Here is a 12,941-nt window from a genome sequence, read left to right as displayed (position 1 = left end):
ACACCATGTACATGCCCGATTTTGAGTACCATACCCCGGAGACTCTGACCGAGGCCTGCGCGCTCCTGGACGAGCTGGGAGAAAAGGCCACGGTCCTGGCCGGAGGAACCGATGTCCTCCACAAGATGAAGGTGGGTAAACTGGCGCCGGGGCACCTGGTATCGCTCAAAAACCTGGACGACCTTCGCACCATCAGCCACGAGCCGGGGCGCGGCATCGTCATGGGTGCCCTGACCAGCCACAATGCCATCTACACCTCGCGGCTGCTCCAGGAACGATACCTGTCCCTCCCCATGGCGGCCCACACCATGGCCTCCAACCAGATCTGCAACATGGGAACCGTGGGGGGGAACATCGTGAACGGCGTCCCTTCCGCCGACCTCCCCCCGATCCTCATTGCCCTTAACGCCTCGATACGGCTGGTTTCCAGCAAAGGGGAGCGGACCATGCCCCTGGAAGACTTCTTCCATGGCTCGGCCGAGACGGTGATCGCGCCGGGCGAGTTGCTGGCCGACATCACCATCCCGGACCAGCCGACCACCGGGAGTACCTACATGAAATTCGGTCTGCGCCGCTCCGGCGCTCTGGCGGTTGTGGGGGTAGCGGTGTCGGTTACGGTGAAAGGTGACATCCTGGAAGACGTCCGGATCGTTCTCGCTTCGGCGGCGCCAACGGTAATGCGCGCGCGGAAGGCAGAGGAACGGCTGAGGGGGAAAAAGATCAGCGACGAATTGCTGGCCGAAGCCGGGGAGGAGGCAGCGGCGGAAAGCCGTCCCCGGGACAGCATCCGGGGTTCCGCCGAATATCGCCGAAACTTGGTCGGAGTGCTCACCAAACGGGCGCTGCGCAAAGCAATCGACGAAGGCCACTCGTAAGGAGGTAAATATATGTTGCAGTCAATAACCGACAAAGACGGAGTGAAGCGCTACCTGATCACCCTGAAGGTGAATGGCGATGCGAAGACCTTGCTGGTAAAGGGAAACGCCATCCTGACCAATGTGCTGCGCGACCACCTGGACCTGACCGGCACCAAGAAGGGGTGCGAATTGGGGGACTGCGGTTCCTGCACCGTTCTGCTGGACGGCAAGCCGGTGGATTCGTGCCTGATGCTGGCCGTCGAGGCCGATGGCCGGGAGATCACCACCATCGAGGGAGTCGCCGCCAACGGGGCACTGGACGCCATTCAGGAGTCCATGATCAACCACGCCGCCGTGCAGTGCGGCTACTGCACCCCGGGCATGGTCCTCTCCGCCAAAGCACTTCTGACCCGCAACCCGCATCCTACGGAACCGGAGGTTCGGGAGGCCATTGCCGGCAATCTCTGCCGCTGCACCGGCTACGTTCATATCGTCGAGGCCGTTCTGGCCGCATCCCAAGGGCGAACTGCGCCGGCCGAGCATTAAGGAGAACAACAGATGAGCGACAATCATAAAGTCATCGGCCGCAGCGTTCCCCGCATCGACGGGCCCGAGAAGGTAACCGGCGCGGCAAAGTATACCGGGGATCTCAAGTTCCCCAACATGCTCTACGGCAAGATACTCACCAGCCCCCATGCCCACGCCAGGATCATCTCCATCGACACCTCCGAGGCGGAGAAGCTGCCGGGGGTGAAGGCGGTCATCACCCACAAGGATGTGCCGGAGCTGAAGTATGGCCTGAGCCCGGCCCGGTGGGACGAAAACATCTTCTGCATCGACAAGGTGCGCTTCGTCGGCGACAAGGTGGCGGCGGTCGCCTGCGTGGACGAGGATACCTGCTACCGGGCCATGAAGCTCATCAAGGTGGAATACGAAGAGCTCCCCGCGGTGCTCGATTTCCGTCACGCCATGGACGAGGGGCAGCCTCTGGTCCACGAGGAGTACGAGCGGAACATCAACACCGAGATTCACCAGGAGTTCGGCGACGTGGCAAAGGCCCTGGCAGAGGCTCACCATGTCCGTACCGACGTATTCGTGGGCCAGCGGACCTATCAGGCCCCCATCGAGCCCCACTCCGCCATCTCCATGTGGGAGGGGGAAAAACTCACCATCTATTCCAGCACCCAGTCCCCCCACTACTTCCAGTACTACATCGCCCGGGAGTTCGGCATGCCCATGGGGGACGTGCGGATCATCAAGCCATACCTGGGGGGAGGTTTCGGCGGCAAGCTGGAGCCCACGGGTCTGGAGTTTGCCGGGGCGGTGCTGGCGAAGCGGACCGGCCGGCCGGTGCGGACCTTCTACGACCGGGCCGAAATGTTCGCCCACAACCGGGGGCGCCACGCCCAGTACATGGAGATCACCACCGGGGTGGACAAGGACGGCAAGATCCTGGCCGCCAAGGCCAACTTCATCATGGACGGCGGCGCCTACACGAGCCTCGGGATCGCCAGCGCCTACTACGCCGGCGCGCTCCTCCCCATGACCTACGAATTCGACAACTACCAGTTCGACATGTTCCGGGTCTACACCAACCTCCCCGCCTGCGGCGCCCAGCGGGGTCACGGCGCTCCCCAGCCCAAGTACGCCTTCGAGAGCCATCTGGACAACGTGGCCGCCGACCTGGGGATCGACCCCATGGACATCCGGATCCGCAATGCCCGCCGCCCCGACACCGTCACCCCCAATGACTTCCGGGTCAACTCCTGCATGATGCGGGAGTGCCTGGAGCAGGTCCGGCAGATCTCGGACTGGGACGAGAAAAAGAAAAACCTCCCCCACGGACGCGGCATCGGCGTCGCCACCGGCAGCTTCGTCACCGGCGCGGGGTACCCCATCTACCGCACCGACCTCCCCCACGCCGCCGCCTTCATCAAGGTGCATGAGGACGGCACCGCAGCCACCCTCTACACCGGCTCTGTCGACATCGGCCAGGGATCTGATACCATTCTCTGTCAGATGGCGGCCGAGGCCATGGGGTATCGCTACGAGCAGATGAAGATCGTGGCCGCCGACACGGAGATCACACCGCTCGATTTCGGCGCCTACGCCAGCCGCCAGACCTACATGTCAGGGGCGGCCGTCAAACAGGCGGGAGAAGAGGTCAAGAAGCAGCTCCTCGACCTGGCGTCGACCCTGCTTTCCCTCCCTGCCGACGACCTTGAGTGCGCGGAAGGGGTTATTTTCTCCAAGTCGCGGGAAGGGAAGACCCTGACGTTCGAGGACGTGGCGCGGAAGCACTTCGTCCTCAAGGGCCCGCTCCTGGGGCGCGGCGCCTACACGCCGCCGAAACTTGGCGGAAGCTTCAAGGGGGCGGCGGTCGGCACGTCGCCCGCCTACAGCTTCGGCGCCCAGGTGGGAGAGGTTTCCATCGACGAAGAGACGGGAGAAATCACCGTGGTGGGCATCTGGGACGTCCACGACTGCGGCAAGGTCATCAACCCGCGCCTCCTCCACGGCCAGGTCCACGGCGCCCTTTACATGGGGATGGGGGAATCGGTCTGGGAAGAGGTGCAGTTCGACGACAAGGGACGGATCAAGAACGCTGAACTGGCCAACTACCGGCTCCTCACCGCCATGGACATGCCCCCCATCCAGTCGGAGGTGGTGAACAGCTACGAACCGACCGGGCCGTGGGGCGTCAAGGAGGTGGGCGAAGGGGCCACCAACCCTACCCTGGGGATGTTCAGCAATGCCATCTTCGACGCCATGGGGGTCCGGGTGAACAGCCTGCCGCTCACCTACGAGAAGGTCTGGCGGGCGCTGAAGGAAAAGCGGGAGCGGGAAGAGACCAAAGCGGCATAAAAACGGCAGCAGGAGTCAGCCATGTGGGACTGGATCGGAAAACTCGATGAACTGCGACGGAGCAACCAGCTGGCGGTGCTGGTGACGGTGACAAAGAGCAGCGGTTCCACACCGCGCAAGCACGGGGCAAAGATGATCGTCCTTCCCGACGGGACCTTCTACGGCACCGTGGGGGGCGGGACTCCCGAGTATTACGCCCTGGAAGATGCCCGCGCCTGCTTCGAAACCATGCAGAGCACCACGAGCAGCGTCCCCCTCAAGCAGCGGGGAGAGTTCCCCGCCTGCGGCGGCACCATGGAGTTCTATATGGAAGTGATCAACGACAACCCGGTCCTCTACCTGTTCGGTGCCGGGCACATCGGCCAGTCCCTCTGCCAGATCCTCGACGGCACACCCTTCCGCATCCATCTCATCGACGAGCGGGAGGAATGGATCAACGCCTCCAACCTCCCGGGGAGCGTCATCCGCCACCAGTGCCATTACAGCGACTTCATCGAAAAAGCCACCTGGTGCGACAAGCGGACCTTCGTCGCCATCCAGACCTTCAGCGGCACCCTGGACCAGCAGGTGCTGGAAGAGGTGCTGCCGCACCCGGCCCGCTACGTGGGGATGATCGGCAGCAAATCCAAGTGGGCAAAGGTACGGAGCAACCTGGAGGGAAAGGGGCTGGACCTCTCCGCGGTCCGCTGCCCCATCGGCCACGACAACGGCGGCAACTCGCCGCGGGAAATCGCCATCAGCATCGCCAGCCAGCTTCTTTCCACCTACTACGGGCGGGAGTGAACCACCATGAAACGGTTGACGGAACGCGTCATCATCATGAAGGGAGCGGGTGAAATGGCTACCGGCGTGGCCTGCCGGCTCCATCGATCGGGTTTCCGGCGCATCCTCATGCTGGAAACCCCTTCCCCCCTCGCAGTCAGACGGGAGGTTTCCTTCTGCGAAGCCATCCATAACGGAAGGAAATCGGTGGAGGGGATCGAAGCGGTCAGGATCGAAAACGGATCCGCCCTGGCCGATGCCTGGGAAAAGGGGAAGATTCCCCTCCTGGCCGACCCGCAGGGAGATGCCGTCCGCAGCATGGAACCGGATATCCTCATCGATGCGACGATAGCCAAGCGGAATCTCGGCATTGCCATCACCGACGCGCCGCTCGTGATCGCCCTGGGCCCCGGCTTCTTTGCCGGCAGGGACTGCCATCTGGTGATCGAGACCAACCGGGGGCACAATCTGGGGCGGCTTATTGCCTGTGGCGAGGCGGAGCCCAACACCGGCATTCCCGGCAACATCGGCGGCTATACCAGGGAGAGAGTTCTCCGGGCGCCGGCCGACGGCCACTTCACGACCGAAAAGATGATCGGCGACCAGGTCAGCAAGGGTGATGTCGTCGGCCTGGTCGGCACCCACACGGTCACGGCGTCCATCGACGGCGTTCTGCGGGGCCTCATCAGGCCGGGCACCCCTGTCACGGCCGGCCTCAAGATCGGCGATATCGATCCCCGTGGGGATACGGCCTATTGCCATACCATTTCGGAGAAGGCCCGCGCCCTTGGCGGGTCGGTGCTGGAAGCGATACTTACCGTCTACAACCAGTGAGCCATGGACCATGGAAAATTTCGCCGAAATAGTGGGTATCGGACCTACAGGAGTGATAAGCATCACCGGCGGAGGCGGCAAGACCAGCCTCATGTTCCACCTTGCCAGGCAACTGGCCTACTCCGGCAAAAGAGTTCTGACAACGACCACCACCAAGATCCTCGTTCCCTCGGCTGAAGAGTCGAAGACGCTTCTTGTTTCCCAGGACCCGGAGGTCATCCTCCGCCATGCCAAAGCCCATCCCGGCGCCGGCATGCATGTTTCGGCGGTATCAGCCCACATTCCCCGTACCGACAAGCTGCAGGGGTTTCCCCCCGAGGCGATCCGCACCTTCGAGGATTCGGGGGAGTTCGACTGGGTGGTCGTGGAGGCCGACGGCGCGGCCCGCAAGCCTCTGAAGGCTCCGGCAGCCCATGAGCCGGTCATTCCCGGCAACAGCAGCATTGTCGTCGCCCTGGCCGGACTGGAGGTGCTCGGCAGGCCCCTGGGGGAGGAGATGGTTTTCCGGTCGGAACTGGCGGGGGAACTGATGCAGATCCCCCAGGGCGAAACCATAACCGTGCCGGCACTGGCGCGCCTTCTGGCGCACCCGTCAGGGGGCTTCAAAGGGGCTCCGCCCCAAGCGCGCCGCTTCATCTTCCTCAACAAGGCGGATACGCCCGAACTGCAGGAAAGGGGAGGGGAAGTCGCGCTCCAGCTCAAGGAGATCGCGCCTTCCGTTGCCGAAGCGGTCATCGTGGGGCAACTGCGGCAGGAGATCACCCTGCACCGGGTCTATCCGAGGGGAGAGTAATGGAGGCCCGTCCCAGGGTTGCCGGGATTGTCCTCGCCGCCGGCAAGAGCACCCGCATGGGGCGGCCAAAGCAGCTCCTCCCCTTCCGGGGCCGGACCGTTCTGGAATGTATCGTCGACAATGCCCTTGCCTCACGCCTCCACCGCGTTGTCGTGGTGCTCGGTCACGAGGCGGAGGCCGTCATGCCGCTTCTTGGGCACCGGCGCGTCACAACCGTCGTAAACCCCTTGTACGGTGAGGGTCAGAGCACGTCACTGAAGGCGGGCCTGGGGGCGCTGACCGAAGAGACCGATGCCGCCCTCTTTCTCCTGGGCGACCAACCCCTCGTCACCGCCGACACCATCAACCTTCTCATCGCCGCCTTCGCCGACTTCCCCTCCCCCATCGTCATCCCCACCTTTGAAGGCCACAGGGGGAATCCGGTCCTCTTCAGCCGGGAGACCTTCCCCCGCATCGAGGCGTTGAGCGGAGATCGCGGCGCCAGGGGGCTCTTCCGGGAGTATGGCGATGATATCCGCAGCATCGACGTGCGAACCCCGGCCATCCTCTTCGATCTGGATACGGAGGAGGATTACCTCCGCCTGTTGCGGGAATTCCCCGCGATGTAAGCCCAACTCCCCGCTCATTGCCGCCGAACCCTCTTAAGCACCCCGGCCACATTTGTCAGTCACGACAAAAACCAGCACCGCCATTGGCAGCTCGCACCCCCCTGACACTGCGGTAGCGGTTGATCCCTTCTCCATCGAGCCTCGCCTCCAGCCTGCCGCGGCACGCCAGATAGCGCACGTGGGAAAGGCATTCCCCCAGCGCCAGCTGCAGATCAAAGTCCCCCAAGGCGAAGGGGTAGAGCACCTTCACCAGCTCATAGGCGGACAGTTCACTGCCGGCACAGGCATCCACTATCACCTGGAACCGGCGCCGGTGATGCCCCCGTAACTCCGCGACCCTTTTCCTCGCCCCGCGAAAGGGGAGCCCGTGCCCCGGGAGCACAAGGACGTCGTCAGGAATTGTCGCGAGACGGTCGAGGGACGCAAGCCAATGGCTGAGGGGGTCGTCCTCCGGGTTCATGACGCTGACCGAGACGTTGGTGGAGATGCTCGGCAGGAGTTGGTCCCCGGAGATGAGAATTTTACGCGCCTTCGAAAGCAGCAGTGCATGCTCGGGGGAATGTCCGCGGCCGACAATGACCTGCCACTCCTCGTCCAGCGGCAGGTGGCTGCGATCCTGCAAACGCACGAAGGAGAGAGGCATGGGGGATATCTCGCGGGCAAAGTCGAACATCACCAGCGTCTGGGGCAACAGTTCCTGCGGGAAGCCTGCCCGTTGGAAAAATTCGGCATGCTGCCACGGCACCTCTTGGGGAAGGTCCGGCCACCCCCTCAAGGTGTAATACTCCTCGTAGGTCATGAAGAGGGGAACCCTCCAGCGCTCCGTCAGGTAGCCGGCCAGCCCCAGGTGATCCACGTGGTAATGGGTGCAGTACACCCCCACCACCTTTTCACCGGCAAGGGGCCCGGAAAAAACCTCCTCCCAGATTCCCCGCGCCTCGGGCGAATCGAGCCCCGTGTCCACAATGAGCCACCCTCCCGCAACCCGCACCAGGTAGATATTCACGTGGTCAAGGGCGTAGGGCATCGGCATGCGCAGCCATCTGACATCAGGGCCAATCTCCACCAGCTCGCCATCCGAGTGGGGAGGAGAATACGGAAAGGTCATGGATAGCATCATTTGAATCGGTACTCCATTCGGTAGGTATCGGTCTCGTCGGAATAGATCAGCGAATGCCCCAACCGCCGGTGATAGGCAAGCATCGCCTCGTTGGTCGGCAGGATCTCCGCGTAGAAGCCGTCGATTCCCTGGCCGGCGGCGTGGCGCTCCAACTGGCGGAGGAGGTGATGAGCCAGGCCCAGTCGGCGATAATCCTCGTGGACCACCACCGCCGTTTCAGCCATGTTGGTGAGGGGGTCGACGGCATAGCGCGCCACCGCCACGATGGACTCGGCATCATCCTCCTGCCGGAACACCGCCAACGCCATGCGGCTGCTGTAGTCCACGCAGACCTGTTTCGCCGCCTCGCGATGGGCCAGTTGGAGTTTCGGCCCGAAATAGCGATTGTAAATGGTCTCGGGATTGTGGCTGTAGAAGAACTCCTGGAGCAGACGCTCATCGGTGGCCTTGAGGGGTCGGACCAGCATCATGGTCCCGCCGAACGCCCTTCTCTCTTCAAAATCCTTCGGGTAGCGATTGAGGGCCTGCTGCCATACCTGCTCATCTTCATAGACGTAATGCTTCTGCTTGACGAACTCCAGCAACTCCCGCCGGTAATCGGGGTGGGCAATGGAGATCAGGGCCAGGGCCCGCTCGCGGATGGTTTTCCCGTGGAGATAGGCGATACCGTATTCGGAGACCACGTAGTGGGCGTCGCCGCGGCTGGTGACAACGCCGGCGCCGTCGTCGATCCGGTGGACGATGCGACTGATCCCCCCGTCTTTGGCGGTGCTGCGGATGGCGATGATCGGTTTCCCTCCCCGGCTCATGGCCGCACCGCGGGCGAAATCCACCTGGCCGCCGATGCCGCTGTAGAAGGTATAGCCGATGCTGTCGGCGCAGATCTGCCCGGTCAGGTCCACCTGCAGGGCCGAATTGATGGCCACCACCCGGTCGTTGGCGCAGATCACCCGGGGATCGTTGACGAAATCCGAGGGATGGAATTCAACCCCTACGTTGCCGTCGACAAAATCGTAAAGCGCGCGGGTGCCGATGACAAAGCTGGTGACCGTCTTGCCGGGATGAACGCTCTTCAGGCGGTTAGTGATGTTTCCCTCCTCGATAAGGGGGATCAGGGCGTCGCTGAACATCTCGGTGTGGATGCCGAGATCCCGCTTGTCGGCGATGAACCGGAGGACCGTGCTGGGAATGGTGCCGATCCCCATCTGGAGGCAGCTGCCGTTTTCCACCAGCCGCGAGATGTGGTAGCCGATCTGCAGTTCCACCTCGTCCGGTTCCTTGGCGGCGGATTCGAGGATCGGGTAATCGGTTTCCACCAGGCAATCGAAGCGGCTCAGGTGAATGTGGGTGTCGCCGCAGGTGCGCGGCATGCGGGGGTTCACCTCGGCAATCACCAGCCGGGCCCGGTCCAGCGCCGCCCGCTGGATATCCACATTGACCCCGAGGCTGCAGTAACCGTGGCTGTCAGGGGGGGACACCTGCAACAGCGCCGCGTGGTTCCCCCTCCGGCCGCGACGGATCAGGGCCGGGATCTCGCTCAGGAAGATCGGCGTGTAGTCCGCCCGCCCGTCGCAGACCGCCTGGCGGATATCCTCGCTGATGAAGAACGAGTTGTGGCGAAGATGACCGGTATTCCGCTCGGTAATGTAATCGGCAGAACCGAAGGCGAGTAGCTGGATCAGCTCGATGTCATGGAGCCTGCCGGCGTTTCGGTTCAAGGCGGCCACCAGTTGCAACGGCGCGGCGCAGCCCGACCCGACAAACACGCGCCAGCCGGATTGAATCCGCGCCACCGCCTTATCCGCCGTTGTCAGCTTCTGTCTGTACAGCTCGGCAAGTTGGTTGTTCATCCTCTCCCCGTTTGAAAACGTCCCTTTCAGTAGTACCGCAACCAGACCACCCCGCCTCGGGACGTGCTGCCGGAACCAATCGGATGCCCGTACACGTTCTCACATTTCATCAATTTTTTACATCACTCATCAGAACATTACACCCAATGAGCCAATATCACAAATTACATAACGCCGTTTTTAGATACAAAACCTATTTTTTGCATATTTTATCCTTTATTTCAGCATGTTGTAAATTTAACGGTTTATATCACTTCACTTGGTCCAGTAGCTGCAAAACACTGTTTATCAAATTGACACCTTAACCACAAGCTGCCGGAGGTCCACAATGCCCTACAATCTCAACCTGCCCGAAACCTTCAACGCCGCCGATTACTTCATTGACCGCAACATCCGCGAGGGGAGAGGCGACAAGCTCGCCGTTCTCTGCGAGGAGCGCTCCCTCACCTACCGGCAGCTGCAGGAAGGGGTCAACCGCTTCGGAAACGCCCTGAAATCCCTGGATGTGCGCATGGAAGAGCGCGTCGCCCTCCTTCTGCTGGATACGGAGGTCTACCCCCAGGCATTTTTCGGAGCCATCAAGATCGGGGCGGTTCCCATCTGCCTCAACACCATGAACCGTCCCCAGGATTTCCAGTTCTACCTCAACGACAGCCGGGCGCGGGTCCTGGTTGTCGATGCGCTGCTCCTTGACCAGATCGAGCCCATTCGCCGCAACCTGCAGTTCCTGAAGCATGTCATCGTGGCCAACGGCTCCGCCCCGGCAGGCGATCTGAGCCTGGCGGAACTGTGCGCCCCCCAGCCCACGGAGCTTGAAGCCGCCCCCACCTGCCGCGACGACGCCTGCTTCTGGCTCTACAGCTCCGGCTCCACCGGCTCACCCAAGGGGACGGTCCATCTCCAGCACGACATGGTCTATTCGGCCAAGACCTACGGGGCAAAAGTGCTCGACATCAAGGAAAACGACGTATTTTTCTCGGCCGCGAAACTGTTCTTTGCCTACGGCCTGGGGAACGGCATCTACTTCCCTTTCTGTGTCGGGGCAACCGCCGTGTACCTGCCGCTGCGGCCGACCCCGGCCAATGTTTATGAAACGGTGCGCCGCCACCGTCCGACCCTGTTTTTCGGCGTTCCCACCCTCTACGGCCAGATGCTTGAGGAAGAAGGGAGCATGAACGGCGTCAGGCTGTGCGTCTCCGCGGGCGAGGCCCTGCCGGCAGCCTACATCCACCGCTGGAAAGCACGCTTCCAGCTGGACATTCTCGACGGGATCGGCTCCACCGAGATGGCCCACATCTTCATCTCCAACAGGCCCGGCGAAATCGTCGCCGGCAGCTCCGGGAGGGTCGTCCCCGGCTACGAGGCCCGCATCGTGGATGAAAACATGCACGATCTCCCGGCCGGCGAGATCGGCACGCTCCTGGTCAAGGGTGACAGCGCCACGGCCCTCTACTGGAACAAGCATGAGAAAACCAGGCAGACCATCATGGGGCACTGGATAAATACCGGCGACAAATATGTCTGCGATGAAAACGGCTATTTCCACTGCGCCGGCCGCTCCGACGACATGCTCAAGGTGGGGGGGATCTGGGTGTCGCCCAACGAGGTGGAGTCTTGCCTGATCGGACACCCCGCCATCCTGGAGTGTGCCGTCATCGGCGCCCCTGACGAGGACAACCTGATCAAGCCCATGGCCTTCGTGGTCCTCAATTCCCAGCATCAGCCATCGCCGGAGATGGAGAACGAGTTGAAGGAGTATGTGAAGACCACCCTGGCGATGTACAAGTACCCGCGCTGGATACGGTTCATCGATGAACTCCCCAAGACCGCCACCGGCAAGATCAAACGCTTCGAACTGCGCACCATGATCCAGAAGGAAGAGTTGCAGCACGTGGCCTGAACCAGGGGTCTGATCGTTACGAACACACTCGATGCACTACCTGCCAAGGAGGTACGGAATGGAGAAATACGCAGTCAGAAGAATGTTCAAGGGTCAACTGGCAACAGGTTTCGCCGCCCTGGCGCTGAGTTTCATCGTCGCGGCTTTTCTGTGGCCTGCCTGGTCCCTCACGGTAAAGGCGCTGTACGGAATCCTCGCAGGCCCCGGCCTCAGTGCCGCGGAACCGAAGGAAGCCGGCCAGCTGATCGGCGCCGTGGCCAGGGGAACCTTCTTCTGGACGGCCATCAACAGCTGGATCTGGCTGACCCTCGTCATGGGGAATTACGGCAAGACCTCCTTGACCGAAAAACAGCCCTGGGCCGGCATCCACTATACCATCGTGGGGTGGCTGGTGGGGGCAGGAGCCTTTCTGGCGCTTATCAGCTTCATGGGGATCTGGTGGAAACCGTTCAGCCTGGCGATCATGTTCACCCCCCGGACCGCCGCCGATGTATCCATGGCCTTTGAAGCCTGGGAAGCCTCCAATTTCTATGCCCTGGCGGTGATTATCGCCCAGATCCCGCTGGTTTCCCTGCTGCAGAAATGGCCCTTTGCCGAAAAGGCCGAAAAGCCCGTCGAGAGCTTCGGCGTGATTGCCATGGGGATCGCGGTGACCTTCATCGTCTGGATGGCGATGATCGTTCCGAGCTGGATGAAGCTTTCCCTGGGCGGACAGCAGATCGTCGCCCCACCCTTCGGCAACTGGCCGGCATTCGCGGCATTCTGCCAGGCGTACGTCATCTTTGCCATCATGCCCGTTGAAGGGGGAGAGCTTTACCCCATGAAGCTGTTCACCCGGAAGCAGCCGCTGATGGGGATCATCGGCTTTGCCATCGCGCTTGCCGCGGGCTTTGTCATGCCGTCGATCATAAAGGGGATCATCGCCCCCCTCAACCTGGTAAGCGGCCCGCCCCTGGATGCGGTGGCGGCATCCCTGGAGCTGTCGGTGATCGTCTTCATGCTGGCCTGGCACCATCTGTTCGAGGATTACCCCAGCGCCGCGCTGGTTCCCAATACCGCCGCCAGGGTATGCTGCAGGATAGCGATATGGTTCATCGGCGGCACGGTCTATGGGGTAATCTGGCTGAAAACCTTCAAGCTGATCCCCTACGGCGCCAACGACCTCGGCATGGGCGTTCCGCCGCTGGGGATCCTGGCGGGGCAGTTCGCCCTGCTGATGACCCTCCTCTTCCTGAACACCTTTTTCGATAAATGGCCCCTGGTGCGTAAAGTGCCCCTGAGCGTACCCGAGGGCATTCCCCTTCCCGCTGACGAGCAGGCAGGGTTTGAAGCCATGGCCAAGTAGAAGAATG

The 12,941-nt window shown here is 62.2% G+C and carries 11 protein-coding genes; 9 read left to right on the top strand and 2 right to left on the bottom strand.

The window, feature by feature from the left end; all coding sequences use genetic code 11:
* The first annotated feature begins 5 nt into the window (after positions 1 to 5).
* From KJB29_RS14680 to mocA, 7 genes are read left to right on the top strand one after another with little or no spacing between them, the layout of a single operon-like run.
* Positions 6 to 875, top strand: a complete 870-nt coding sequence (locus KJB29_RS14680; protein ID WP_215735173.1) for an FAD binding domain-containing protein — start codon at positions 6 to 8, stop codon at positions 873 to 875.
* A gap of 12 nt (positions 876 to 887) precedes the next feature.
* Positions 888 to 1,403, top strand: a complete 516-nt coding sequence (locus tag KJB29_RS14675) for a (2Fe-2S)-binding protein (RefSeq protein WP_246561561.1) — start codon at positions 888 to 890, stop codon at positions 1,401 to 1,403.
* 12 nt (positions 1,404 to 1,415) lie between these two features.
* Positions 1,416 to 3,722 (top strand): 4-hydroxybenzoyl-CoA reductase subunit alpha, encoded by a 2,307-nt coding sequence (hcrA, locus tag KJB29_RS14670; protein WP_215735172.1) that lies wholly within the window; start codon positions 1,416 to 1,418, stop codon positions 3,720 to 3,722.
* A 21-nt stretch (positions 3,723 to 3,743) separates the two neighbouring features.
* Entirely contained in the window at positions 3,744 to 4,505 is a 762-nt protein-coding gene (locus tag KJB29_RS14665; protein ID WP_215735171.1) for an XdhC family protein, read from the top strand.
* 6 nt (positions 4,506 to 4,511) lie between these two features.
* A complete protein-coding gene (gene yqeB, locus KJB29_RS14660) occupies positions 4,512 to 5,318 on the top strand; it encodes a selenium-dependent molybdenum cofactor biosynthesis protein YqeB (RefSeq protein WP_215735170.1) in 807 nt (268 codons plus the stop codon).
* Positions 5,319 to 5,328: 10 nt separating this feature from the next.
* Positions 5,329 to 6,111 carry a selenium cofactor biosynthesis protein YqeC gene (gene yqeC, locus KJB29_RS14655; protein WP_215735169.1) on the top strand — a complete coding sequence of 261 codons (783 nt, stop codon included), beginning with the start codon at positions 5,329 to 5,331 and terminating at the stop codon, positions 6,109 to 6,111.
* Positions 6,111 to 6,719, top strand: coding sequence for a molybdenum cofactor cytidylyltransferase (gene mocA / locus KJB29_RS14650; protein WP_215735168.1), 609 nt, complete (start codon positions 6,111 to 6,113; stop codon positions 6,717 to 6,719). Before yqeC ends, mocA begins: the two co-directional genes overlap by 1 nt.
* Positions 6,720 to 6,774: 55 nt before the next feature.
* Here the strand turns inward: mocA and KJB29_RS14645 are convergent, their stop codons facing one another.
* Entirely contained in the window at positions 6,775 to 7,827 is a 1,053-nt protein-coding gene (locus tag KJB29_RS14645) for an MBL fold metallo-hydrolase (RefSeq protein ID WP_246561559.1), read from the bottom strand.
* A gap of 8 nt (positions 7,828 to 7,835) precedes the next feature.
* A complete protein-coding gene (locus KJB29_RS14640; RefSeq protein WP_215735166.1) occupies positions 7,836 to 9,689 on the bottom strand; it encodes a bifunctional acetyl-CoA hydrolase/transferase family protein/GNAT family N-acetyltransferase in 1,854 nt (617 codons plus the stop codon).
* A 328-nt stretch (positions 9,690 to 10,017) separates the two neighbouring features.
* On the opposite strand from KJB29_RS14640, the gene KJB29_RS14635 reads away from it, so the two are divergent.
* Positions 10,018 to 11,589, top strand: a complete 1,572-nt coding sequence (locus tag KJB29_RS14635) for a benzoate-CoA ligase family protein (protein WP_215735165.1) — start codon at positions 10,018 to 10,020, stop codon at positions 11,587 to 11,589.
* Positions 11,590 to 11,647: 58 nt separating this feature from the next.
* Positions 11,648 to 12,934, top strand: a complete 1,287-nt coding sequence (locus KJB29_RS14630) for a hypothetical protein (protein WP_215735164.1) — start codon at positions 11,648 to 11,650, stop codon at positions 12,932 to 12,934.
* The last annotated feature ends 7 nt before the right edge of the window (positions 12,935 to 12,941 follow it).

The sequence above is a fragment of the Geobacter grbiciae genome (genome assembly GCF_018531165.1).
Taxonomy (GTDB): Bacteria; Desulfobacterota; Desulfuromonadia; order Geobacterales; family Geobacteraceae; genus Geobacter; species Geobacter metallireducens.
This window is presented reverse-complemented; position numbering and strand designations above follow the sequence as displayed.